This window comes from Herminiimonas sp., assembly GCF_030655415.1.
The window spans coordinates 407,324-430,284 of sequence record NZ_JAURVN010000004.1 but is presented as its reverse complement, the minus strand read 5'-3'; the positions used below and the strand labels follow the sequence as shown (position 1 = coordinate 430,284).

25 protein-coding genes and 1 riboswitch are annotated in these 22,961 nt (G+C 51.4%); of the genes, 11 read left to right on the top strand and 14 right to left on the bottom strand.

The window, feature by feature from the left end; genetic code table 11:
* Positions 1-6: 6 nt before the first annotated feature.
* From Q7T66_RS04615 to Q7T66_RS04595, 5 genes are all read right to left on the bottom strand, one after another.
* Entirely contained in the window at positions 7-444 is a 438-nt protein-coding gene (locus Q7T66_RS04615; protein WP_304932129.1) for an ExbD/TolR family protein, read from the bottom strand.
* Between the two features lie 11 nt (positions 445-455).
* Positions 456-1,151 (bottom strand): protein TolQ, encoded by a 696-nt coding sequence (tolQ, locus tag Q7T66_RS04610; RefSeq protein WP_304932128.1) that lies wholly within the window; start codon positions 1,149-1,151, stop codon positions 456-458.
* A gap of 156 nt (positions 1,152-1,307) precedes the next feature.
* Positions 1,308-1,733 (bottom strand): tol-pal system-associated acyl-CoA thioesterase, encoded by a 426-nt coding sequence (gene ybgC / locus Q7T66_RS04605; protein WP_304932127.1) that lies wholly within the window; start codon positions 1,731-1,733, stop codon positions 1,308-1,310.
* A gap of 139 nt (positions 1,734-1,872) precedes the next feature.
* Complete coding sequence (locus Q7T66_RS04600) at positions 1,873-2,619, bottom strand: SDR family NAD(P)-dependent oxidoreductase (RefSeq protein ID WP_304932126.1); 747 nt, start codon at positions 2,617-2,619, stop codon at positions 1,873-1,875.
* Positions 2,620-2,741: 122 nt separating this feature from the next.
* Entirely contained in the window at positions 2,742-4,253 is a 1,512-nt protein-coding gene (locus Q7T66_RS04595; protein WP_304932125.1) for a leucyl aminopeptidase, read from the bottom strand.
* A 39-nt stretch (positions 4,254-4,292) separates the two neighbouring features.
* Between Q7T66_RS04595 and lptF the strand changes: the two genes are divergently transcribed.
* The 3 genes from lptF to Q7T66_RS04580 are packed head-to-tail and all read left to right on the top strand — an operon-like array spanning position 4,293 to position 6,951.
* The gene (lptF, locus tag Q7T66_RS04590) at positions 4,293-5,423 is read left to right on the top strand and encodes an LPS export ABC transporter permease LptF (protein ID WP_304932124.1); all 1,131 of its coding nucleotides are present in this window, start codon (positions 4,293-4,295) and stop codon (positions 5,421-5,423) included.
* Positions 5,420-6,568, top strand: a complete 1,149-nt coding sequence (lptG, locus tag Q7T66_RS04585; protein WP_304932122.1) for an LPS export ABC transporter permease LptG — start codon at positions 5,420-5,422, stop codon at positions 6,566-6,568. Before lptF ends, lptG begins: the two co-directional genes overlap by 4 nt.
* A gap of 2 nt (positions 6,569-6,570) precedes the next feature.
* Positions 6,571-6,951 (top strand): sirohydrochlorin chelatase, encoded by a 381-nt coding sequence (locus tag Q7T66_RS04580; protein WP_304932121.1) that lies wholly within the window; start codon positions 6,571-6,573, stop codon positions 6,949-6,951.
* Positions 6,952-6,961: 10 nt separating this feature from the next.
* Here the strand turns inward: Q7T66_RS04580 and cobA are convergent, their stop codons facing one another.
* From cobA to Q7T66_RS04545, 7 genes are read right to left on the bottom strand one after another with little or no spacing between them, the layout of a single operon-like run.
* Positions 6,962-7,696, bottom strand: a complete 735-nt coding sequence (cobA, locus tag Q7T66_RS04575) for a uroporphyrinogen-III C-methyltransferase (RefSeq protein ID WP_304932120.1) — start codon at positions 7,694-7,696, stop codon at positions 6,962-6,964.
* Positions 7,697-7,723: 27 nt separating this feature from the next.
* Positions 7,724-9,049 (bottom strand): sulfate adenylyltransferase subunit 1, encoded by a 1,326-nt coding sequence (locus tag Q7T66_RS04570; RefSeq protein WP_304932119.1) that lies wholly within the window; start codon positions 9,047-9,049, stop codon positions 7,724-7,726.
* The gene (gene cysD / locus Q7T66_RS04565) at positions 9,049-9,984 is read right to left on the bottom strand and encodes a sulfate adenylyltransferase subunit CysD (protein WP_304932118.1); all 936 of its coding nucleotides are present in this window, start codon (positions 9,982-9,984) and stop codon (positions 9,049-9,051) included. The genes Q7T66_RS04570 and cysD overlap by 1 nt, the downstream gene beginning before the upstream one ends.
* A 6-nt stretch (positions 9,985-9,990) precedes the next feature.
* Positions 9,991-10,725, bottom strand: a complete 735-nt coding sequence (locus tag Q7T66_RS04560) for a phosphoadenylyl-sulfate reductase (RefSeq protein WP_304932117.1) — start codon at positions 10,723-10,725, stop codon at positions 9,991-9,993.
* The gene (locus Q7T66_RS04555; RefSeq protein ID WP_304932116.1) at positions 10,722-11,279 is read right to left on the bottom strand and encodes a DUF934 domain-containing protein; all 558 of its coding nucleotides are present in this window, start codon (positions 11,277-11,279) and stop codon (positions 10,722-10,724) included. Before Q7T66_RS04555 ends, Q7T66_RS04560 begins: the two co-directional genes overlap by 4 nt.
* Positions 11,272-12,966 carry a nitrite/sulfite reductase gene (locus Q7T66_RS04550; protein WP_304932114.1) on the bottom strand — a complete coding sequence of 565 codons (1,695 nt, stop codon included), beginning with the start codon at positions 12,964-12,966 and terminating at the stop codon, positions 11,272-11,274. Before Q7T66_RS04550 ends, Q7T66_RS04555 begins: the two co-directional genes overlap by 8 nt.
* Positions 12,967-12,976: 10 nt before the next feature.
* The gene (locus tag Q7T66_RS04545; protein ID WP_304932113.1) at positions 12,977-13,750 is read right to left on the bottom strand and encodes a sulfite exporter TauE/SafE family protein; all 774 of its coding nucleotides are present in this window, start codon (positions 13,748-13,750) and stop codon (positions 12,977-12,979) included.
* A 150-nt stretch (positions 13,751-13,900) separates the two neighbouring features.
* Here Q7T66_RS04545 and Q7T66_RS04540 point away from each other — a divergent pair, with 150 nt between their 5' ends.
* The 5 genes from Q7T66_RS04540 (at position 13,901) to Q7T66_RS04520 (ending at position 17,457) form a co-directional block, all read left to right on the top strand.
* The gene (locus Q7T66_RS04540) at positions 13,901-14,842 is read left to right on the top strand and encodes a CysB family HTH-type transcriptional regulator (protein WP_304932111.1); all 942 of its coding nucleotides are present in this window, start codon (positions 13,901-13,903) and stop codon (positions 14,840-14,842) included.
* Positions 14,843-14,921: 79 nt separating this feature from the next.
* On the top strand, positions 14,922-15,578 hold the full coding sequence (locus Q7T66_RS04535) for a trans-aconitate 2-methyltransferase (protein WP_304932109.1): 657 nt from the start codon (positions 14,922-14,924) through the stop codon (positions 15,576-15,578).
* Between the two features lie 21 nt (positions 15,579-15,599).
* Complete coding sequence (locus Q7T66_RS04530) at positions 15,600-15,863, top strand: hypothetical protein (protein WP_304932108.1); 264 nt, start codon at positions 15,600-15,602, stop codon at positions 15,861-15,863.
* 90 nt (positions 15,864-15,953) lie between these two features.
* A complete protein-coding gene (locus Q7T66_RS04525) occupies positions 15,954-16,304 on the top strand; it encodes a DUF6572 domain-containing protein (protein WP_304932107.1) in 351 nt (116 codons plus the stop codon).
* A gap of 175 nt (positions 16,305-16,479) precedes the next feature.
* Positions 16,480-17,457: a tripartite tricarboxylate transporter substrate binding protein gene (locus Q7T66_RS04520; RefSeq protein ID WP_304932106.1), complete on the top strand. Its 978-nt coding sequence runs from the start codon at positions 16,480-16,482 to the stop codon at positions 17,455-17,457.
* A gap of 125 nt (positions 17,458-17,582) precedes the next feature.
* Here Q7T66_RS04520 and xth read toward each other — a convergent pair whose 3' ends face one another.
* A complete protein-coding gene (gene xth, locus Q7T66_RS04515) occupies positions 17,583-18,347 on the bottom strand; it encodes an exodeoxyribonuclease III (RefSeq protein WP_304932104.1) in 765 nt (254 codons plus the stop codon).
* Between the two features lie 222 nt (positions 18,348-18,569).
* A riboswitch (ZMP/ZTP riboswitch) is annotated at positions 18,570-18,674 on the top strand.
* Between the two features lie 166 nt (positions 18,675-18,840).
* Between xth and glyA the strand changes: the two genes are divergently transcribed.
* From glyA to Q7T66_RS04500, 3 genes are all read left to right on the top strand, one after another.
* Complete coding sequence (glyA, locus tag Q7T66_RS04510; RefSeq protein WP_304932103.1) at positions 18,841-20,085, top strand: serine hydroxymethyltransferase; 1,245 nt, start codon at positions 18,841-18,843, stop codon at positions 20,083-20,085.
* A 269-nt stretch (positions 20,086-20,354) separates the two neighbouring features.
* Positions 20,355-20,825: a transcriptional regulator NrdR gene (gene nrdR / locus Q7T66_RS04505; RefSeq protein ID WP_304932102.1), complete on the top strand. Its 471-nt coding sequence runs from the start codon at positions 20,355-20,357 to the stop codon at positions 20,823-20,825.
* A gap of 238 nt (positions 20,826-21,063) precedes the next feature.
* Positions 21,064-21,915 (top strand): Crp/Fnr family transcriptional regulator, encoded by an 852-nt coding sequence (locus tag Q7T66_RS04500; protein WP_304932101.1) that lies wholly within the window; start codon positions 21,064-21,066, stop codon positions 21,913-21,915.
* An 87-nt stretch (positions 21,916-22,002) separates the two neighbouring features.
* Here Q7T66_RS04500 and Q7T66_RS04495 read toward each other — a convergent pair whose 3' ends face one another.
* Positions 22,003-22,953, bottom strand: coding sequence for a PDR/VanB family oxidoreductase (locus tag Q7T66_RS04495; protein ID WP_304932100.1), 951 nt, complete (start codon positions 22,951-22,953; stop codon positions 22,003-22,005).
* Positions 22,954-22,961 lie beyond the last annotated feature (8 nt).

Here is a 22,961-nt window from a genome sequence, read left to right as displayed (position 1 = left end):
CGGGGGTCACTTGGTGGCCAATCCTACGCGGCTGATGCCAAGTTTTTTTGCTTCAGAGATGGCTTGAATCACCTCGTCGTATTTAATGTTTTTGTCGGCTGCGATCATGACGGCGATATCAGGATTCTCCGCATACAGCGCCTGCAATTTCTTACCGATTTCGCCGCGACCTATCGTTTCGGTCGGCACGGGTGCGCCTTTTTTACCTTTTACCGATACAGTAGCCGATGCATCAGCCTTCAATTCTATGCTGATGTATTCGGTCGGTGGCTGCGTCGATTTGGCGGCGTTCGGCAACTGGATTTCGTTGGGATTAACCATGGGCGCAGTCACCATGAAGATTACCAGCAGCACCATCATCACGTCGATGTATGGCACAACGTTGATTTCGGCCTTGAATTTTCTAGTGCGTCCGCCACGCATGCTTCCGGATGAGAATGACATCGCTGCAGTCCTTAACGCGTCTGACGTTGCAGAATATTCGAGAACTCTTCAACGAAGCTTTCGAAGCGCATCGCCAGTCTGTCGATATCGTGCGAATAGCGATTGTAGGCAACCACCGCAGGAATCGCCGCGAACAAACCAATCGCAGTCGCTATCAGCGCTTCTGCAATCCCTGGAGCGACCGCAGCCAATGTGGCTTGCTGTACGTTGGCGAGGCCACGGAAAGAATTCATGATGCCCCACACCGTGCCGAACAAGCCGACATATGGTGAGACCGAACCGACTGAAGCGAGGAAGGCGAGATGTGATTCGAGACCATCCATTTCGCGCTGATAAGCGGCGCGCATGGCGCGGCGTGCGCCGTCCAGGCGTACGCTGGCTTGAGAAGGATCATGCGATGCGCCGCGGGATTTATTGAACTCGCTCATGCCAGCTTCGAAGATACGTTCCAGTGCGCCGGTCGAGCCATTGCTTTTGCGACGATTGGAGGTTGCGTCTTGATAGAGCGCGTTCAAATCGCCGCCAGACCAGAATGCGCGTTCAAATTCTTCCGTCTGTCTGCGCGCGTTTTTGATCGCGAACATTTTACGGAAAATGTAGGTCCAGCTCATGACAGAAACGGCGACCAAAAGCGCCATGACGAGCTGTACAAGAACCGAAGCGTTGGAGATCAGATGAACAAATGAAAGGTCTTGAGTGACGGTCATGGAAGTGTGGTTTAGTCGAATTTGATCAATTGTATGCGCAACTGGCAGGGGGCTGTGCGGTTTGGTCGTGCAACTACTGGTTTATCTTTAGGTGCTTCTTTAATGCTTCTTTACGTCTGTGGAACTGGTCGCTAGCCGGCTACTGTAAAAGCGCAATCACGCTGCTTCAATAGTATTGATCGCTTGCATAACTTCCTGCGGAATTTCGCTAGGACGGAACCGCAATGTATCGACGCAACCGACTTTGATACGTCCAGTCGCCAGCAGTTCTTCGCTGTCGCCATTGATGCGCCAAGCTTGTTGCACGAATTGTACCGAAGCGCGGCCCATCTTTTCGACTACGACAGTCAATTTGAGTTCATTATCCAGTTTCGCCGGAGCGTGATAGTCGACCGCGGTGCTCTTGACCACGAACATCACAGCATGCGTTTCAGTCATGATTTGCTGGTTGATGCCAGCACTGCGCAGCCATTCGGTGCGCGCCCGTTCAAAAAACTTCAGGTAATTTGCATAGAACACGACGCCACCGGCATCGGTATCTTCATAGTAGACGCGGATGGTCCACGTAAAATTTGACGGCATCTGTTGACCTTGAGGTGGCAGCGCCTGAGCGGCTTGCCATGATTATCTGTGGATGCGCAATTATCGATGAGTTTGATTGGGCATGACAAGTTTGTTACCTGTCACACCCAATTTGCTTCTTGCTCGGAGTTCTCTAGATTCAGGTATTGCGCTTGATGAACAAGGGGCCAAAACCCTGACAGGTCGGCATGATCTCAATGTGATTGATATTCACATGCGGTGGCAAAGTCGCGATCCAGTATGCGGTATCGGCAATATCGCCAGGACTCAAAGGCACAGTGCCTTCATACACTTTGGCAGCCGCAGTATCGTCACTCAAACGCACGTTCGAAAACTCGGTACCGCCAGCCAAACCAGGTGCAAGGTTGGTCGCACGCACGCCTGTGCCGACCAAATCCGCGCGCAAATTAAGCGTAAATTGCGCAACGAAAGCTTTGGTCGCACCGTACACATTCGCGCCAGGATAAGCGTATGCGCCCGCGCTGGAACCAATGTTGATGATGGTGCCACGATTGCGCTTGAGCATATCCGGCAAGACCAGACGGGTGACGGTGACCAGACCTTTGCAGTTAGTCTCTATCATGGTTTCCCATTGTTCCAGCGAGGCGCTTTGTGCGGGCGCGACGCCTAAGGCGAGACCGGCGTTGTTGATCAGTACATCGATTTCTTGCCATTCCTTAGGCAAGGAAGCCAAGGCCGCGCTAATCGAATTTTTATCCGTGACATCCATCGCCACTGTCAAAACTGCTGCGCCCAATTCTTCGGCGAGATCGGCGAGTCTATCTGTGCGTCGTCCGGTCGCAATCACCTTGTGACCATTCGCTACAAATTTTCGCGCCATTTCAGCACCGAAGCCTGAGCTTGCACCTGTGATCAAAACGATCATGGAATTTCCTTTAAAACGAAACGAGGCCCGGAAGGGCGCTCGTAGAGTGATGACTGATTCGCTGCGGCTGATTCAAAATGTGCGCAGCGAAATAAGCTTCGCTCGCGCACATGGTCATCTGATTACTTGGCTGCTTGCGCGCGTTGAATCAGGAACGTCGTCAACAATGGAACCGGGCGGCCAGTTGAGCCTTTGGCTGCGCCGCTTTTCCACGCGGTACCGGCGATATCCAGATGCGCCCAGGTGTATTTCTTCGTATAGCGTTCGAGGAAACAAGCTGCTGTGACTGCGCCGCCAGCCGGGCCGCCGATGTTCGCCATATCGGCAAAATTCGACTTCAACTGTTCTTGATAGCTGTCCTCGATAGGCATACGCCATGCGGTGTCACCAGCTGCTTTACCCGCGTAAAGCAATTCATTCGCGAGTGCATCGTGGGCATCATCGCTGCGTGTGAACAGGCCGGAATTATGATGGCCGAGCGCGGTGATGCAAGCGCCGGTCAAGGTTGCGACGTCAACTACGGCTGCTGGCTTGAAGCGTTCTACATAGGTCAGCGCATCGCACAGAACCAAACGACCTTCAGCATCGGTGTTCAATACTTCAATTGTCTGACCAGACATCGAGGTCACGATATCGCCGGGTTTGGTGGCGCTGCCGGATGGCATGTTTTCACAGGTCGGGACGACGACGATAACGTTGAGTTTCAATTTCAATTCAGCAATCGCGCGCATGGTGCCGAGCACGGAAGCAGCGCCGCCCATGTCGTATTTCATTTCATCCATTGCGGCGCCCGGCTTTAGTGAAATACCGCCGGAATCAAAGGTGATGCCTTTGCCTACCAGTACGGTCGGTGCATCCTTGGCTTTGCCGCCCAGGTGTTTGATGACGATGAATTTAGGTGGTTCGACGCTGCCGTTGGTAACGGACAAAAAGCTGCCCATTTTCAGCGCCTGCAATTGCTTGCGGTCTAAAACTTCAACCTGCAGCTTGAATTCTTTACCCATGCTCTTGGCCGTGTTTGCCAAGTAGGTTGGGGTGCAGACGTTGGCTGGAAGATTGCCAAGATCCTTGGTCAGGTCGATACCGTTGGCAACAGCTACGGCTTGTGTGATCGCTTCTTTCGCAATAGTGGCGGCAGTTGGCGCGACGGCAAACGTGATTTTTTTCACGCCGACTGGTGCTGGTTCTTTTTTGCTTTTCAAGCGGTCAAAGCGGTAGGCTGCGTCGCGTGCATTCAAAACGTAGCAGCGGATTGCCCATGCTGGATCGCGGGACGCGACGGCATCAAATGGCAATGCGACGACGGCGTCGCTGGCGCCTAGTGAACTAAAAGTGCGCGCAACGGCTTGTACTGCAGATGCAAATTCTTTTTCGCTAACGGCTTCTTCCTTGCCGAGGCCGACCAGCAGGACGCGTTCAGCCGTGACGCCGTTGACGCCGCGTAATAAAAGGGTGGAGCCGGCTTTGCCGGTGATGTCGCCTGACTTCAATGCGGCGCTGATGTCGCCCTTCAAATTCAAGGCTTGCGCGGCGGCTGACAGGTTTTTGTTCTCAAATACAGCGACGGCGATACAGCCGGTCTTGATACTCGCGATAGTGCTTTTTGAGTCCAGTGCTTTTATGCTAAAGTCCATGCGTTACTCTCCTTGTCGATTCACGATTATAGCCTTCCAATGATTTTTCAGCGCGCGCTTAGACGCGACTTGCTTAACACCGCTGGCGCCGTCTTCACCACCCTTTTTACTATTACGATCACTGTGATGTTGATTCGTATCCTGGGGCAGGCTGCGGGCGGCAAAGTTGCGTCCGCCGATGTGGTTGCCCTGATCGGGTTTTCTGCACTCAACTATTTACCAATTATTTTAAATCTGGCCGGCTTCATGTCGGTCTTGCTGGTCGTTACGCGCAGCTATCAGGATTCTGAAATGGTGGTGTGGTTTGCCTCCGGCCTGAGCCTATCGCGCTGGATCAAGCCGGTGCTGATGTTCAGTTTGCCGATTGTGTTCATGACCGCCATGCTCAGTCTTTTTTTGACGCCCTGGTCGAATCAGCAAAGCGCTGTGTATAAAGAACGCTACGCAAATCGCGAAGACATCGCACGGGTTTCGCCCGGCAAGTTTCAGGAATCGTCATCCTCCAATCGCGTCTTCTTCGTTGAAGGCGTAGCTGGCGACGCAACCAAGGTTAGAAATATTTTCGTCAGTAGCGTGCGCAATGGCAAAACCAGCGTAGTGGTCGCGAAAGAAGGCACGGTCGAAGTTGATCCGAACGGCGACAAGTTTCTGGTCATGCACCAGGGCCGACGTTACGACGGCGTGCCGACTCAATCCGATTTTCAATTGATGGAATTCGATCGTTATGGCGTATTGGTAGCAAGCAAATCAAGCGCGCTGGTCGGCGATACGTCGGCTCGCGCCTTGTCGACACGAGAACTTTTACGTACGCGCAATAACTTCAATGATGGCGAAATTTTGTGGCGTGTGTCCTTGCCGCTGATGGGCGTCTTGCTGATGTTGCTGGCTATTCCTTTGGGCTTCGTCAATCCACGTGGTGGTCGTTCTGCCAATTTGTTGATCGCCTTATTCCTTTTCGTTTTTTACAGCAATATGCTGAGCTATGCGCAAGCGACGGTCGTGCAAAGTCGTAGCTCCTTGATGCTGGCTTGGTGGCCAGTGCATCTGGTGGCATTGCTGGTGGTCGTCATCTTCTTTTCATGGCGCTTGAAGGTGAACAGTCGCTATCACCCACTCGTTGTGTGGGCCATGATCAAGCGCGCTTACTTCATGCGTCGGGCTGCATCATGAGAATCCTGCAAAAATATTTCGCAGCCGAAATCGGTCGCTCGGTGATCTTCGTATTGATCGCCTTCCTGGCGTTGTTCGGCTTTTTCGATTTGATCGCTGAGTTGAAATCAGTTGGTCATGGTGGTTACAAGATTCAACATGCGTTGCTGTTCGTGCTGTTGTCTATGCCGGGTTATCTCTATGAGCTGATGCCGATTGCGGCGTTGATCGGCACCATCTGGACGCTGTCGCAATTTGCAGCACGTTCGGAGTTCACGATCATGCGCGCATCCAGTATGTCGACCGGCATGGCTGGCTTGATGCTGGTGAAGATTGGCGTGGTGTTTGCGATCACGACGTTTGTGTTTGGTGAATTTATCGTGCCGATTTCATCATCGACGGCGGAAAAAATCAGAACATTGAATCAGGGCGGTTCCTTGTCGCAGGAGTTTCGCTCCGGGTTGTGGACCAAGGATTTGATACGTGCCAATGGCGCTGAAGGCGAAGTCATCGGTTCGCGCTTTTTGAATGTGCGTACGGTGCAGCCTGATGGCAAATTGCTTGATCTGAAAATTTATGAATTCAATCGTAACTTTCATCTGACCGCATTGATTACTGCGGCGACGGCGACTTACACCGGTGCCAATAACTGGAATCTGTCCGACGGCTCGGAAGCGACTTTTGGCGAAACGCAATTGATGGGTGCGACGGTGGCATCCGATATTACAACTGCAATCTCGACCAAGAAATTTGCCAGCAAGTCCTTGATCTCTGAAGTGACACCGGAAATTCTGTCGGTTGGTTTCTCTGACCCAGCCAAAATGTCGGCTTACGATCTAGTTAATTACACGCAATACCTGTCCGAAAATAATCGCGAAACTGCGCGCTATGAAATTGCCTTGTGGAAGAAAGTGGTTTATCCATTTGCAGTCTTCGTCATGATGGCGCTGGCATTGCCGTTCGCTTATCTGCACTTCCGCTCCGGCGGCGTCAGCTTGAAGATTTTTACCGGCATCATGATCGGTGTCAGCTTCCAATTGATTAACAGCCTGTTCTCGCATTTGGGTTTGCTGAATACGTGGCCGCCATTTGCGACCGCGATTCTGCCTAGTCTCTTATTCTTGATGGCCGCGATCGGCGCTTTGTTATGGGTGGAAAGGCATTAGAGATGACAACTTCACAAAAACGCGCTTTAGTTTTATTCGCACATGGCGCACGCGATCCACGTTGGGCCGAACCGTTTAAACGCTTGCAGGGAATTGTGCAATCGCAGTCGCCTGAACTGACGGTTTCACTGGCTTTTCTGGAATTGATGTCGCCGCGTTTGCCGGAACTTGTCCCTGAACTAGTGAGCGCGGGCGTTGATGACGTGACGATCGTGCCGGTATTTCTCGGGCAGGGCGGCCATGTATTGCGTGACCTGCCTTTGATTATTGATGAGCTGAAAACGACTTATCCAGCGCTGTCGTTCAAGATTGCTGGTGCGGTGGGTGAAGACCCGCAAGTGTTGAATGCAATGGCGACTTATTGCGTCAGTGCTATCGATTAATTAGCTGAAGTTAATTTATTTTTGAAGTGCTGCGTTCCGCCATCGCTTCACCTATCATCACCAGCACCGGTCCTTCGCAATCCCCCAATCCCTGTTCCAGGTCATGCAAGGTCATGCGCAGGATGCGCTGATTTTCCAGGCTGCAGTTTTCCACGATGACAACCGGCAAGGCCGGTGAACGTCCTTGCTCTAGCAATTTTTGCGCAGTGACGATGGCTTCGCGACCACCCATGTACTGAATCAAGGTATCGCAATCCGGTAGCGTCAATTCATTTGGCTGATTGGGTGCGGTGGCTGACGTGAAGAAGGCAATGCTGCGGGCGACACCGCGCTTGGTGAGCGGTTGCTGTGTCGCTGCTGCTGCGGCGAAAGCGGTGGTGATGCCGGGAATGATTTCAACTTCTATGCCGTGCGATTCCAGCGCGTGCAATTCTTCATCGGCACGTCCGAATAGCATCGGGTCGCCACCTTTCAGGCGCACGATCAATTTGTATTTTTCTGCGCAGTCGATTAGTAGCTGATTGATTGCAATTTGTGCAGTAGAGCGCTGACCACTGCGCTTGCCGACGGAAATTTTCTCCGCCTCCGGACACAACGCCAGCATGTCGGCGGTGACCAAGGCATCGTGCAACACGACATCGGCTTGCGCCAGAATGCGCGCACCACGTACGGTAATTAAATCGACGGCACCGGGGCCGGCACCGATCAAATAAACCTTACCGTACGTTTTTTCTGCTTGCGTCATGCTGTGCTACTTAATTTGTCTAGGAGTTTATTTCGTCAGACGGATCATGCCGGCTGCGACGGTTTGATGCGTGACTTCATCGATCAAAATGAAGGCGCCAGTCGAGCGGATTTCTTCATACGCATCAGCAGCCAATGGTTGTTGCACATTGATCGTAACGCTGGCGATACCGTTGAGTTTGACTTCATCGGCTGGACGTTTTTCTTGCGTGTTGATGTCGAGCAGCGTGTCGATCTTGGTGATGCGTGCCGCGACTTGACGGGTTGTATGTTTCAACCAGTATTTGCGACGCACATCCAAGGGCTCTTCCGACAACCAGCACAAATCAGCGTTGACGGTTTTCAGCAGTTCAGCAGGACGGCTGGCAGCCGACAGCATATCGCCGCGTGAAATATCGACATGCTCTTCCAGCAGCAAGGTGATCGATTGACCGACCACTGCATATTCCAGGGAGCCATCCAGGGTTTGAATATCCTTGACGGTCGCTGTGTGGCCGCTAGGTTGCACGACGAGCTTGTCGCCCTTACTGACTTTGCCAGCTTCGATACGTCCCATGTAACCACGGAAGTCATCGGCTTCATGACCGTTGTGACGCGCGACCAGTTGAACCGGGAAGCGGAATGGTTCGTCATGTGACTCGTCATAAACGCTCAACGATTCCAGCAATTCGATCAGGGTTGGACCTTGATACCAATCCAGTTTTGCGCCACGAGTGACAACATTGTCGCCAGCCAGTGCTGACAATGGAATTGGGTGGATATCCTTCAAGCCCAGTGTTTTCGCAAACTCTGCGTAAGCTGCAACGATACGGTCATAAGTAGTTTGATCGTAGTTGACCAGATCCATCTTGTTGACAGCGACGATCACGTGTTCGATTTGCAGCAAGTGTGCAATCGTCGAATGACGTTTGGTTTGAATCAGCAATTCAACACTGCCGTCGTCGCCGAGTTTTACTTTGGAGACGTCGATCAGAATGATCACTGCATCGGCAGTTGATGCGCCGGTCACCATATTGCGGGTGTACTGTTCGTGGCCTGGTGTATCGGCGATGATGAACTTGCGTTTTGGCGTGGCGAAATAGCGATACGCAACGTCAATCGTGATGCCTTGTTCGCGTTCTGCTTCCAGACCGTCGGTCAGCAAGGACAGATCGATGGTATCGCCGACTGTACGTTTGTGTTTGGCGCGCGACATCGCATCCAGTTGATCGGCAAAAATACCTTTGCTGTCGAACAGCAGGCGGCCGATCAGTGTGCTTTTACCATCATCGACGGAACCAGCAGTAATGAAGCGCAGCAAGCCGCGTTCTGCCGATTTCTTTTCAACGACGGCAGCGTTCAATTGGGCACTCATCAGAAATATCCTTCTTTTTTACGTTTTTCCATCGATGCTTCGGACGTTTGATCGTCCATGCGGGTTGCGCCGCGCTCGGTGATTTGGGTGACTGCGGTTTCTGCAATGATCGCGTCAACTGTGTCTGCGTCCGATGACACAGGGCAGGTGCACGAAATATCGCCTACGGTACGGAAACGGACAGTTTGTGTTTCAACTGTTTCGCCATCTTTGGCTGGAGTCAACGGTGTCAGTGGCACCAGCAAGCCGTTGCGTGGAATGACTTGGCGTTGATGTGCGAAATAGATCGATGGCAGTTCAAGTTTTTCGCGTGCGATGTATTGCCACACGTCGAGTTCTGTCCAGTTCGAGATCGGGAACACGCGCATGTTTTCGCCCGGATGTACGCGGGTGTTGTACAGGTCCCAGAGTTCAGGACGTTGCGCTTTTGGATTCCATTGGCCGAATTCATCGCGGAACGAAAAGATGCGTTCTTTGGCGCGGGCTTTTTCTTCATCGCGACGTGCACCACCGATGCACGCGTCGAATTTATATTCAGCGATCGTTTCCAGCAGCGTCACAGCTTGCGCCGCGTTGCGTGAATCGGTCAGTGGATTACGCAGGCGTACGGTGCCGCGCTTGATCGAATCTTCTACCGAACCGACGATCAAACGTTCGCCGAGTTCAGCAGCGCGCTTGTCGCGGAAGGCAATCACTTCGTCGAAGTTGTGACCGGTATCGATGTGCACTAATGGGAATGGGAATTTACCCGGACGAAAGGCTTTTTCAGCCAGACGCAACATCACAACCGAATCTTTGCCGCCCGAAAACAGCAACGCAGGGTTGGCGCATTCCGCTGCGACTTCGCGCATGATATGGATCGCTTCGGATTCGAGCCAGTCCAGATGTTTATTGCTGGCTGCATCGAGAAATAATTTATCGACTACTGTGTTCATAGGATCTTAAGCGTTAGTTGCTACTGGTTTAATTCTGATCAGCTTGCCGTCGACGACGTGCAAACCGCATTCTTTCGATTCCGGGTTTTCCCACCACCAGCGACCGGCGCGTACATCTTCGCCAGCTTGAATCGCGCGTGTGCATGGTTCGCAGCCTATCGATGGAAAGCCGCGGTCGTGCAATACGTTGTATGGCACATTGTTGCTGTGTATGTAATGCCAGACATCTTCTTCCGACCAATCCGCGAGCGGATTGAACTTGATCATGTCGTGCGCTTCATCCTGCTCTTGCACATCCAGCGCGGCACGTGTCGTCGATTGCGCACGGCGTTGGCCTGTAACCCACGAACGATTGCCTTTCAACGCACGATTCAGCGGCTCGACCTTGCGGATGCGGCAGCATTCCTTGCGCATGTCCACGCTTTCGTAAAACGCATTCAAACCGTTTTGCTTGACGTAGGCTTCGACGGCTTCCGGTTGCGGACGATATGACGTGACCTCGTAATCGTAGGTTTCCTTGATGCGATCAAGCACAGCCAAAGTTTCTGCATGCAAGCGACCCGTTTCCAGAGTGAAGATGCTTAACTTGTGTTGCAGCTTGTTGCGCAAGATCATGTCGGTCAGCACTTGATCTTCTGCTGCGAGACTTGATGCAAAAACCGCAGGCGAAAACTTATCGGCGACGCGTTGTAGCGTCGCGATCGTTGTTTTCACCAATTCGTCGAAATTGTCGCTAATCATTTTGGTGCTACTGCCTGACGATCAACACGGCGGAACAGTGGAGTCTTTTTATCCCACGATTGCTGATAGCTTTCGGAAAAATCGCTCAAGCCTTTCAGTGCATCGTTGACATCACGATCTGCACGTACGGCGAACGAGTTGAAGCCCACGCGCTGCATGTAAAACAGTTGATCGCGCAATACATCGCCGACCGCACGCAGTTCGCCGGTGTAGTCGTAACGCGCGCGCAAGTTGTAGGCGATCGAATAACCGCGGCCATCTGCAAATTTTGGGAAGTCGATTGCGATCATGGACAATTTGGTCACATCGTCTTTCAACGCCTCCGGGCGTTCGTCGCTGGCGAGCCAGACGCCGATATCCTTGCGTTCTTCCAGTGTTGAACGTTGCGCTTGCCATACGGCCAGCGGCACGATGACTTTGCCGGCTGGCACGACAACGGCTTCCGGTGTTTCGCCTTCTTGTGCTTCTGCGCCTTCAACGATAGTTGGTTTCAGCCGCAGCAATGTCCAATCGTCTTCGCCGACGACGACTTTGTCTTTGATGATATTAAGCATATGCGTCTTCTCCCTTAGGATGCGCGACCTTGATCGGCGTGGCGTAAACATGTTCCTTGAACGGCGCGACGCCAACGCGACGCGCAGTATCGATAAAGCGTTCGTCTTCGATGCGGTCGCGTACATACACTTGCAGCAAACGTTCGATTACGGTTGGCATTTGGTGCGCAGAGAACGATGGGCCAATGATTTTGCCGATCGAACTTTGATTGCCTTGTGCGCCACCGATGGATACCTGGTACCACTCAGCGCCATCTTTATCGACACCGAGAATGCCGATGTTGCCGACGTGATGGTGACCGCAAGCGTTGATGCAACCGGAGATATTCAATTCGATCTCACCGATGTCATGCTGGAAGTCGAGATTGTCGAAACGCTCAGCAATCGCTTCTGCAATCGGAATAGATTTGGCATTTGCCAGCGAACAGAAATCGCCGCCAGGGCAGCAAATCATGTCGGTTAGCAAACCGATATTCGGTGTGGCCAGGCCGTGCGCTTTGGCTTCTTGCCAAACCGTGTACAGGTCAGACAATTTGACGTCAGCCAGCACCACGTTTTGTTCGTGTGTGACGCGCAGTTCGCCGAAGCTGTAGCGGTCAGACAAATCAGCCATGAAATCCAGTTGTTCAGCAGTTGCATCGCCTGGTGGCACGCCAGTCTTTTTGACCGACAACACAACCGCTGCGTAACCAGGAACTTTGTGAGCTTTGACGTTACGTGTGAGCCAGTTGGCGAATGCTTTGTCTTCGGCTTTTTTCGCTTCGAACTCTGCATTGTCAGCAGACAGCGTTTCGTACGCTGGTGAAGTGAAGAACGCGGCGACGCGATTCAATTCGTCTTCAGTCACGGTGCCTGGACCATCTTTGATGTCCAACCATTCTTGTTCGACTTGGCGGCGATATTCTTCGATGCCGATGGCTTTCACCAGAATCTTGATGCGCGCTTTATAAATATTGTCGCGCCTACCGTATTGGTTATAGACGCGCAGGATTGCTTCGAGATACGTCATCACGTGTTGCCACGGCAGGAATGAGCAGATTTCGCTGCCGAGGATAGGTGTGCGGCCCATGCCGCCGCCTACCATCACGCGGAAACCGATTTCGCCTTGTTCGTTTTTGATGACGTGCAAGCCGATGTCATGCACCGCAGTCGCAGCGCGATCTTCTTTGGCGCCGCTGATAGCGATCTTGAATTTGCGTGGCAGGTAAGCGAATTCTGGATGGAAGGTACTCCATTCGCGGATGATTTCTGCATACGGACGTGGATCGACGATTTCGTCGGCGGCAACGCCGGCCAATTCATCTGAAGTCGTGTTGCGGATGCAATTGCCCGAGGTCTGGATCGCGTGCATTTCGACTGAAGCGAGTTCAGTCAGAATGTCCGGCGTTTCTTCCAGATTGATCCAGTTGAACTGGATGTTTTGGCGCGTCGTGAAGTGGCCATAGCCGCGGTCATACTTGCGGGCGATATGACCGAACATACGCATCTGTGCCGACGACAACAAGCCATACGGCACGGCGATGCGCAACATGTACGCATGACGCTGCATGTACAGGCCATTTTGCAGGCGCAGGATACGGAATTCGTCTTCAGCCAATTCGTCAGACAGACGACGGCGAACCTGATCGCGATATTGCGCGATACGTTCCTTGACGATTTGATGGTCGTATTGATCGTAGCGATACATCTTGTATTCCTTAAAAAACTAACTTGACGGCAACGGTAGTCAGCACAGTGGCTAACAAAACACGCAAGACTTTTTCCGGTATGGCTTTCGAGACTAGCGATCCCAGCGTGATACCAGGTACGGAACCCAGCAACAGCATGGCCAGCAGCTCCCAATTGATTGATCCCAACCACCAGTGGCCGAGAGCCGCAATCGCGGTCAACGGTACTGCGTAGGCAATGTCGGTACCGGCAATTTCGGCCGGCGACAGGCGTGGATAAAGCAAAACCAGTATGGTGGCGCCGATAGCACCGGCACCAATAGACGAGATTGTAACCAATGTACCGAGAATTGCACCGGAAACAATAGTCGCTGTGACCAATTTTGCACCGTGAAATTGACGATTCGGATGCAGGCTCATCCAGTTTTGCAAACGTGTTCTAAATATCAACGCAATCACGGTCAACATGACCGAACCGGCGATCGAATAACGGATAATCTGGCCGACTTCTTTATCCAGCCCGCCAAAGTATTTCAGTGTGAGCGTGGTCAAAACCGCTGCTGGCAAAGCGCCTATGCACAAGTGGCGCACGATATTCCAGTGCACATTGCCGCGATAACGGTGCGCAAAAGTACCTGCGACCTTGGTCGCAGAAGCAAACGCGAGATCAGTCCCTACCGCAACTGTAGGCGACACGCCAAACAGCAGGGTGAGTAAAGGCGTCATCAGGGAACCGCCGCCGACACCGGTCAAACCGACCAGTAAACCGACAGCAAAACCTGAAACGATATAAGAAACAGACATAAGACCTCGCGCAAAGTAGGGCGAATAGTAATAAACTTGAGCCTTATTCCAAACTACTTAGTAATTATTTGCTTATATTCATTTTTGATATAAGCAATGATGAAAAATGACTGAAACGTTTTTTCGGTCGAAAAAACATAAGGGGAAGGCATGAATCTCCACCAACTTCGCTTTGTGCGCGAAGCTGTTCGACAAAATTTCAATTTGACCGAAGCCGCCAAGGCGCTGTTTACATCGCAGCCTGGCGTGTCCAAAGCGATCATCGAACTGGAAGAAGAGCTGGGCGTGGATATTTTTTCACGCCACGGCAAGCGTATTCGCGGATTGACCGAGCCTGGGCGCGCGGTGTTGAAGGCGGTCGAAGTGATCATGCAAGAGATCGACGGCCTCAAGCGCATAGGTAACGAATTCGCAGCACACGACAGCGGCAGCTTCACAATTGCGACCACGCATACGCAAGCGCGTTATTCCTTACCTAAAGTGGTGCAGGCTTTTACGCAAAAATTTCCTAAAGTGCGCTTGTCTTTATTGCAAGGAAATCCCAAGCAAGTTGCTGATATGGTCTTGATGGGGCAAGCCGATTTGGCGATTGCGACTGAATCGATCGCGAATGTTGATGGTTTGATTTCATTGCCCTGCTATCAATGGGAACATTTGGTCGTGGTGCCGCCTGAACATCCATTGTTAAAGTCGAAGTCGATCACGCTGGAAGAACTGGCTGCGTATCCTTTAATTACTTACGATAGCGCGTTCACCGGTCGCAACAAGATAGACCACGCATTCACGCTGCGTAATCTAAAGCCTGATGTCTTGCTGGAAGCGATCGATGCCGATGTGATCAAAACCTATGTTGAACTTGGTTTGGGCGTCGGCATTATTGCCGGGATGGCTTTCGATGCCGAGCGCGACAAGAGTTTGCGCGCGATTCCGGCCGGTCATTTGTTTGGCACCAATGTGTCGCGGGTGGCTTTGAAGCAGGGCGCATATCTGCGCAGCTATGTATTTACGTTTATTGAATTGCTGACGCCTACGCTGAATCGCAAACTGGTTGAACAAGTGTTGAGCGGCGAAAAAGATATGTACGAGCTGTAGCAATCAGCTTTAGTAATTGCGGCAAAAAGTGTTCTGTAAATTTTGAGTTTTATTGTTTGTATTTTAGGAAGTTGTAAGCATGATTAAACCGGTCAATACCGATATGGCTGCGTATTACGCGCAGCGCAATAATTTCGATGAAGAAGATGTAGAAAATCCGGATGGCATGGATGCGCTCGATGACATCATGGAAAATCTGCGCGATCAACTGACGGATGAGCACGTGCTGGAACTGGCATGCGGCGACGGCTACTGGACCGATGAGTTGGCGGAATACGCAGCGTCGGTGCTGGCTACCGATATCAATCCGAATTTGATAGAGCAGGCGCAAGCCAGAGAATTGCCGGAAGAAGTCGTGCAGTTTGCGGTTACCGATGCACTCGATCCACAGGTCGAAGGCGAGTTTACCGCTTGCTTCGCTGGCTTTTGGTGGTCGCATGTCAAACGCCAGGATCAGGGCGAAGTCATCGCACGCATACGCAAAATTATCGGTAAAGATGGCTTGCTGGTGTTGGTAGACAATTCGCAAGTCGATACCGAAAAAACCGTGATCGCGCGTACCGATGCGGAAGGTAACACTTATCAGATTCATGCGCTGCCAAACGGCGAGCGCTACGAAATTCTTAAAAATTACTACACCAGTAGTACCTTGCGCAAACGCTTGGGACCATTATTGAAAGACATGCGTATTCATTATTTTGAACACTACTGGATGTTGACTGCGCGTTTGCGCTAAGACTAAAAACAGGAGCATGACGTGAGATCAACCCGAGCTACCTCCGCTGTTGAGCGGCTGAAAGAACGTAGCGGCAATGACGGCTACGCGATGGTGCGCACTGCCGCCGAATCGTTTTATCTGGTGGATAACTCGGGTGGGGGCGCGCCCGTAGTTTTGTGCGAGCATTTGCCACTGGATGAATTTGTCAGCTTCGTCAAAGCCTACGGTCCGCAAACGCCGCGCCGCCAAACAAAATCCGATATTGCTTTTGAAAAGCAGTTGGTCAAAAAGAGCGAAAGCTGATCAAGCCCCGCGAGCCAGTGATGACGCACTTTAGCGTGCACATAGATCGCCATACAATCACCACATTTCAAGTACGAGTAAATTCAAATCATGACAGATGAACGTATCAATCTGATCGATAGCATTATTATCGATCGCGACTTCGGCATATGCACATTGAACATCGTTGATCCTTTGCCTTGGACTGACGATGAGGCGCATCTCGCCGAGCTGCAAGCCAAGATCAACAACTGTTTGCAATACATCGAGAGCAGCGAAATTTATATTGCCTATCCATCTTCTCGCGGATTTGATCTGGCGATACACGTGCAATTTATTTATGCGCCCAACGACGATGCGCAGCACTTTTTATTAGAAGCGCAAAGTGTGTTGGATGATGCGGGCTATGCCTTGACCTTCGGTCCATTCGGTAGCGATTACGCAATTACAGCGGCTGAATAAATTAGCCGTGTAAGTAATTGGTAAGCATTCGGTAAGTATCATCCGGCAAGATGCGGTATTCTTCTTTTCTGAGGCGGTACATCCGCCGCCTTGCCCTTCGCGCATCCGCTTGTATTGATTGATTTGTCAGTTCAATGTCAAGTTGGCGCGTGATTACTTTTATAAGGATAGCATCATGAGACAAGTATCCCGCGTCAGCAAAGTACTCTTTTGCGCGATTGCAGCAGCCAGTTTTTCAGTGAGTGCGTTTGCACAAAACTGGCCTAACTCGACGGTTACAGTCGTCGTGCCATGGCCTCCAGGTGGACCGTCCGATATCGCGGCACGTCCTATCGCCAAACGTCTGACTGAAGATCTCGGCCAGCCTTTCGTCATTGATAATCGCGGCGGTGGCGGCGGTAATATCGGTAGCGCTGCAGTGGCACGCGCGCCGGCAGATGGCAACACATTGTTGATTACATCCAGTGCACCGATTGTCATCAATCCTAGCCTGTACAAAAAAATGGCCTTCGATCCAAGCAAAGATCTGGTGCCTATCACCAATCTGTTGCGCGTACCTTTGGTACTGGTAGCGAGCCCATCCGTGCCTGCGAATAATTTGAAAGAATTGATCGCATATATCAAGTCGCAACCGACTTTCTCGTACGCATCGGCTGGTAACGGTACGCCGCAGCACATGACCGGCGAGTTGTTCAAAAGCGTAACCAAGCTGGACATCACGCACGTACCTTACAAAGGTTCGGCTCCTGCGATTTCCGATTTGCTGGGCGGTCACGTACCTGTGATGTTCGACAGCATGATCGCGATCATGCCGCATATCAAAAGCGGCAAGGTCAAAGTCATTGCAGTCTCGGGTGCAAAACGTTCACCTTTGATTCCTGATGTTCCAACCTTTGCTGAATCTGGTTACCCAACATTGGTTTCCTACGCTTGGTACGGTTTCTTCGCACCAGCTGGCACACCAAAACCATTGGTCGCCAAAATCAATGCTGAAACGTTGAAGATCATGAAAGAACCATCCTTCCAGAAAATTCTGGCTGATACCGGTTCTGATTATGTTGGTGATACCCCAGAAAACTTCGCTGCCTTCGTAAAAGAAGAGTCAGTGAAATGGGCGAAAGTCGTAAAAGAAAGTGGCGCAACCGTAGACTGATATTGCTGATGCAGGTTGATGAAAGTCAGCTTGCAGCAACGCTCAAAAAAAGCCCCGTAGATACGGGGCTTTTTTTCGTTCTGCGCGTTTTTTACGCGGGAAATAATGCAGACACACTCAAGTCGTCAATCGATAGTCGCAATCACCGGCGTGTGATCCGAAGGTTGTTCCCACTTGCGCGGTACCTTGTCGATCACGCAAGCGCTGCAACGTAAGGCCAATGGCGCAGTCAGCAAAATATGGTCGATGCGCATGCCGCGATTCAGGCGAAAACCCATCTGACGATAATCCCACCAGCTATACAATTTTGGCGGCTGCTCAAATTTGCGGAAGGCATCGGTAAATCCCATGTCCTGCAAGCGCACAAATGCGGCGCGTTCCGGTTCGGATACCAATACTTGTCCTACCCACGCAGCGGGATCGTGTACGTCGCGGTCTTCCGGTGCGATGTTGTAGTCACCCAGCAATGCCAGTTCTGGATATTGTTTCTGCTCTTGTTCCAGCCATTTATGCAAACCTTTAAGCCAGCTCAATTTGTAGATGTACTTGTCTGAATCCAGCGACTGTCCGTTCGGAATATAGGCACAGATAATGCGCACGCCTTGTATCGTGCCGGCAATCAGGCGTTGCTGTTCATCGGCATACAGCGGATTGTTTTTGACGACGTCGGTGATCGGATGGCGCGACAGGATGGCGACACCGTTGTAGGTTTTTTGCCCGCTGAATTCGACGTGGTAACCGGCTGCTTCAATTTCTGCTTTCGGGAATTTTTCGTCTACGGTTTTCGTTTCCTGCAGACACAGCACATCGACTGGATTGTCGGTCAGCCATTGCAAGACTTGCGGTAGGCGAACTTTGAGGGAGTTGACGTTCCAGGTGGCTATTTTCATTTGTGGTTCGATTGCTGGATAAATAAATGCGATGTAAGTGCGAGGTGAGTGCGGCAGCAGTTTTACTTCGCGTAAAGAAGTTGGCTGGCCTGCGCCTTGGATGCGGAATTGTATCAGCCAGCCGGGATAGATGTGATGCTAGCTCTTGTCATTCTTGCATTGTGCAGAAAGCGGCCTGCTGCTTGCCCAAAACAGGCGCTTGCCGTAAAATCTACGCACCGTTTCGTCTCACGTAACTGGCGAATCCGACCGATTACATCGCGTCGTAAGGTGGGCCTATCCACCGTGAAGCGTGAGATTTCATTGCCGTGCGCCTGGGTAGCCCGAATGGTTGAGTAAGACTGAGGCTGCCTGCGCGTTAAATTTTGGCCACTCTTTCTATTCCAGCTTGTTGTAATTGCATGTCTTTGCGCCTCGATGTTGATGCGACTTTGATGCGCCGCCTTACCTACGCTATAGCTTTCTTCTTATTTTTGAACGATTGGAGTGATTCATGTTTTCAAAAGACCAGACCCTCGCAAAAACAGATACCGAACTGTGGTCGGCGATCCAGAAGGAAAATACACGTCAGCAAGATCACATCGAGTTGATCGCATCTGAAAACTACACATCGCCTGCGGTGATGGAAGCGCAAGGTTCGCAACTGACCAACAAGTATGCGGAAGGTTATCCAGGCAAGCGTTACTACGGCGGCTGTGAATACGTCGATATCGTCGAGCAACTCGCGATCGACCGCGTGAAGAAATTGTTTGGCGCAGAAGCGGCCAACGTACAACCGAATTCAGGCTCACAAGCCAATCAAGGTGTGTTCTTCGCCGTCCTCAAACCAGGCGACACCATCATGGGCATGTCGCTGGCAGAAGGCGGTCACTTGACGCACGGCATGGCATTGAACATGTCGGGCAAATGGTTCAACGTGGTTTCCTATGGCTTGAACGACAAAGAAGAAATCGATTACGAACAGATGGAACGTCTGGCGCGTGAACATAAACCGAAGATGATTATTGCTGGCGCATCCGCTTACGCGCTGCGTATCGACTTTGAACGCTTCGCAAAAGTCGCGAAAGAAATCGGCGCTTACTTCATGGTCGACATGGCGCATTACGCGGGTTTGATCGCTGCAGGCGAATATCCGAATCCTGTGCCATACGCTGACTTCGTCACATCGACCACGCACAAATCATTGCGCGGTCCACGCGGCGGTTTCATCCTTATGAAAGCCGAGCACGAAAAAATCATCAACTCGGCGATCTTCCCAGGCATTCAGGGCGGCCCATTGATGCATGTGATCGCTGGCAAGGCAGTCGCATTCAAGGAAGCGCTGGAACCAGAGTTCAAGACCTATCAGCAACAAGTCGTCAAGAACGCCGACGCTTTGGCCAAGGCCTTGATCGCACGTGGTTTGCGCATCGTTTCCAACCGTACTGAATCGCACGTGATGCTGGTCGATCTGCGCGCAAAGAAAATCACCGGCAAGGATGCGGAAGCGTTGCTGGGTTCGGCGCACATCACAACCAACAAAAACGGCATTCCTAACGATCCGGAAAAACCATTTATTTCTTCCGGTATTCGTCTCGGCAGCCCGGCGATGACGACGCGTGGTTTCAAGGAAGCGGAAGCGACCAAAGTGGGTAACCTGATCGCCGACGTATTGGATAATCCTAATGACGCAGCAACCATCGAACGCGTGAAAGCTGAAGTCAAAAAATTGACTGATGCCTTCCCGGTTTATGGCTGATAGCGGTTTGATTTGAAGGTTTGGTTTTAAAGCGCTTTTGTAGCAAAGTACTTTTTCATAAAAATGAAAAAGTACGGCAGAATGGCCTCGTCGCGGTGAATAACCGGATGAGGCCATTTTGGAATGTTGGATAGCTAGTAGTGGTATTTAATATATCTGCAGTCGTATTTTTGAACCGGTAAAAGTAACCGAGAGTGTTCAAGGTTTCGCCGGAATAGCGATTTACAAGATAACGATCTACAAGACGATCCATAAGGCCGCGCACCGCAATGAAATGTCCTTTTTGCCAGCACGACGATACTCAAGTTCTGGATACGCGTATCTCGGAAGAGGGCGACAGCATACGTCGCCGACGTCGTTGCGTGAGCTGCGATAAACGCTTTACGACTTACGAGCGGATAGAGTTGACGATGCCTGTCATCGTCAAGAAAAACGGCAGCCGTACCGACTTCGATCCAAAAAAACTGCAAGCCAGTCTGCAGCTTGCCTTGCGCAAGCGTCCGGTTTCTGCCGAGGCAGTGGATGCAGCGATACATCGTATCGAGCAAAAACTATTGTCCAGCGGTGAACGTGAAGTTGTTTCCGGACAAATTGGTGAACTGGTGATGCGCGAGTTGCAACGACTAGACAAGATTGCCTATATCCGCTTCGCGTCGGTCTATAAGAGTTTTGAGGACGTAGCTGAATTTCAAGATGCCATCGCCGAAGTCGGCAGTGAGCGCAAGGTGCCGCCTAAGTAAGAGAGATCTCTTCGCATATATATAAATGGCCCGCTTGTTGCGGGCCATTTTTTATTGCCTACCTGGTAGAAGAGCGGTAAATCAATGCAAAGTTTCTTTTGGGTAATTAGTGCTATAGCCACTTATTGCCGGTTTGTCAGTGTGTTCTCACACGCAAATGGGATAAGCGCTGATTTTTATGGCGCGCAGATGATGTGATGATCAAGCCTCGGAAATAATGATTACAAGGGGAATACCCATGGCACAAGTCTCTAATCTGCGTATCAAGGCTGTTGGACATCATGTCATCAATTCCAACGCCATTGCAGCGCTCAAAACCAAGAGCGAACAAATCGCGCCAAATCGCTTGCCGATCGCGCCTAAAGCGCTGGCAGGCTTGCATGGTCACAATCCCAAACATAATGGTTTGCTCGCCGCATTGCCGGCGGCCGACTATGAGCGCTTGCTGCCGCATCTTGAATTCGTCGAAATGCCTTTTGGCACGACAATCTGCGAAGCTGGCGAGAAAATGCAATACGCCTATTTTCTCACTAGTAGCATTGTCTCGCTACTTTATGAAACTGCGGATGGCGCATCGTCTGAAACAGCCGTTATTGGCTACGAAGGACTGGTCGGTGTTGATATCGTCATGGGTGGCGGCGCATCGCTGAATCGCGCCTTCATCAAAAGCGCCGGTTATGGCTTCCGTATCAAGGCTTCGGCTTTGAAGGAAGAGTTTGCACGCGGTGGTCCTTTGCAACAGTTGCTGCTGCGTTTTACGCAGGCTCTGTTTTCGCAAATGGCGCACACCGTTGCCTGCAATCGTCATCACACCATCGTGCAACAATTGTGCCGCTGGCTCTTGCTGAGTCTGGATCGTCTGCCGACCAATAAAATCAGCATGACGCAGGATCTGATTGCCAATATGCTCGGCGTGCGTCGTGAAAGCGTGACTGAAGCCGCACGTAAATTGCAGGATGAAGGTTTGATTCATTACAGCCGCGGCCAAATCACTATCGTTGATAGAGCTGGCTTGGAAGAACAAATCTGCGAGTGCTACACCAGCCTGAGTAAAGAATATGATGGTTTGTTGGTAGCGAACGGCCGATAAAAAGCCTTGCAGCGTTAGCGCAAAATAAAGCCGCCTTTACGGGCGGCTTTATTTTTGTCGACTTACTTTGCGCTTACTCTGTGCCTGTCACAGTTCAACCGTTACAGCCACGCGTGCGCGCGACACGCACAACATCATGCGATCCTGCCGCGAAGACACGCCGAGTATCGAATCTCTGTGAATGACCGTGCCGTCTTTATAGCCACATTCGCACGAACCACACACGCCTAGTTCACATGAGGATGAGACGATGAATCCACGCTCACGCAGTACTTCCAAAGCAGATTGATTGGCAGGCACTCGTATGACTTCGCCTGTTGACGCGATCTTCATGTCGAACGGTTCAGCCTTGAAGTTTTCATCCAGAGTTGCTGCAAACACTTCGAAATGAACTTGCGATTCAGGCCAATCTACCGTTGCTTCACGCACTGCATTGACCAGGCTGTTCGGTCCGCAGCAATAGATATGCATTCCTTCGACGGGAGCGCCGATGGATGCGGCATCAAAGCGTAGCTTTGGTATTTGATCACCCGCCCAGACGCGCAAGTTTCTATCGCCACACATGGCACGCAACTTCGCGAAGAGTGGTGCATCTACGCTGGACCGTACGCAGTATTCAACAAAGAATTCTTCGCCTGCTTCTTTCGCAGCCTGCACCATCGCTGAGAATGGCGTGATCCCAATTCCGCCGCCGATAAAGAGATGGCGTTTGGCACCAGCGACCAAAGGGAAATTATTGCGTGGTGCCGAGACGTGCAGTATTGAGCCGAGCTCGACGTTCTCGTGCAACCAGCGCGAACCACCTCGGCCATCGTCTTCACGTCTTACCGCAATTTGATAAATCGAATCATCTGCAGGATCGCCGCAGAGCGAGTACTGGCGGATTTTCCCATCCGGTAAACGGACGTCGACATGTGCGCCTGCAGAGGGCACAGGAAGCGTATCGCGCAAAGGGTGTTTTAAAGTGAAGATCTTGACGGTCGGTGTATCGTGAACGATATTCGTAACCATCAACTTCATGATGATGCGTGCTGTCATAGTGATTT

Coding starts and splice junctions, on each gene's coding strand:
- Q7T66_RS04615 (WP_304932129.1), bottom strand. CDS start 444: ATGTCATTCTCATCCGGAAGCATGCGTGGCGGACGCACTAGAAAATTC.
- tolQ (WP_304932128.1), bottom strand. CDS start 1,151: ATGACCGTCACTCAAGACCTTTCATTTGTTCATCTGATCTCCAACGCT.
- ybgC (WP_304932127.1), bottom strand. CDS start 1,733: ATGCCGTCAAATTTTACGTGGACCATCCGCGTCTACTATGAAGATACC.
- Q7T66_RS04600 (WP_304932126.1), bottom strand. CDS start 2,619: ATGATCGTTTTGATCACAGGTGCAAGCTCAGGCTTCGGTGCTGAAATG.
- Q7T66_RS04595 (WP_304932125.1), bottom strand. CDS start 4,253: ATGGACTTTAGCATAAAAGCACTGGACTCAAAAAGCACTATCGCGAGT.
- lptF (WP_304932124.1), top strand. CDS start 4,293: ATGATTTTTCAGCGCGCGCTTAGACGCGACTTGCTTAACACCGCTGGC.
- lptG (WP_304932122.1), top strand. CDS start 5,420: ATGAGAATCCTGCAAAAATATTTCGCAGCCGAAATCGGTCGCTCGGTG.
- Q7T66_RS04580 (WP_304932121.1), top strand. CDS start 6,571: ATGACAACTTCACAAAAACGCGCTTTAGTTTTATTCGCACATGGCGCA.
- cobA (WP_304932120.1), bottom strand. CDS start 7,696: ATGACGCAAGCAGAAAAAACGTACGGTAAGGTTTATTTGATCGGTGCC.
- Q7T66_RS04570 (WP_304932119.1), bottom strand. CDS start 9,049: ATGAGTGCCCAATTGAACGCTGCCGTCGTTGAAAAGAAATCGGCAGAA.
- cysD (WP_304932118.1), bottom strand. CDS start 9,984: ATGAACACAGTAGTCGATAAATTATTTCTCGATGCAGCCAGCAATAAA.
- Q7T66_RS04560 (WP_304932117.1), bottom strand. CDS start 10,725: ATGATTAGCGACAATTTCGACGAATTGGTGAAAACAACGATCGCGACG.
- Q7T66_RS04555 (WP_304932116.1), bottom strand. CDS start 11,279: ATGCTTAATATCATCAAAGACAAAGTCGTCGTCGGCGAAGACGATTGG.
- Q7T66_RS04550 (WP_304932114.1), bottom strand. CDS start 12,966: ATGTATCGCTACGATCAATACGACCATCAAATCGTCAAGGAACGTATC.
- Q7T66_RS04545 (WP_304932113.1), bottom strand. CDS start 13,750: ATGTCTGTTTCTTATATCGTTTCAGGTTTTGCTGTCGGTTTACTGGTC.
- Q7T66_RS04540 (WP_304932111.1), top strand. CDS start 13,901: ATGAATCTCCACCAACTTCGCTTTGTGCGCGAAGCTGTTCGACAAAAT.
- Q7T66_RS04535 (WP_304932109.1), top strand. CDS start 14,922: ATGATTAAACCGGTCAATACCGATATGGCTGCGTATTACGCGCAGCGC.
- Q7T66_RS04525 (WP_304932107.1), top strand. CDS start 15,954: ATGACAGATGAACGTATCAATCTGATCGATAGCATTATTATCGATCGC.
- Q7T66_RS04520 (WP_304932106.1), top strand. CDS start 16,480: ATGAGACAAGTATCCCGCGTCAGCAAAGTACTCTTTTGCGCGATTGCA.
- xth (WP_304932104.1), bottom strand. CDS start 18,347: ATGAAAATAGCCACCTGGAACGTCAACTCCCTCAAAGTTCGCCTACCG.
- glyA (WP_304932103.1), top strand. CDS start 18,841: ATGTTTTCAAAAGACCAGACCCTCGCAAAAACAGATACCGAACTGTGG.
- nrdR (WP_304932102.1), top strand. CDS start 20,355: ATGAAATGTCCTTTTTGCCAGCACGACGATACTCAAGTTCTGGATACG.
- Q7T66_RS04500 (WP_304932101.1), top strand. CDS start 21,064: ATGGCACAAGTCTCTAATCTGCGTATCAAGGCTGTTGGACATCATGTC.
- Q7T66_RS04495 (WP_304932100.1), bottom strand. CDS start 22,953: ATGACAGCACGCATCATCATGAAGTTGATGGTTACGAATATCGTTCAC.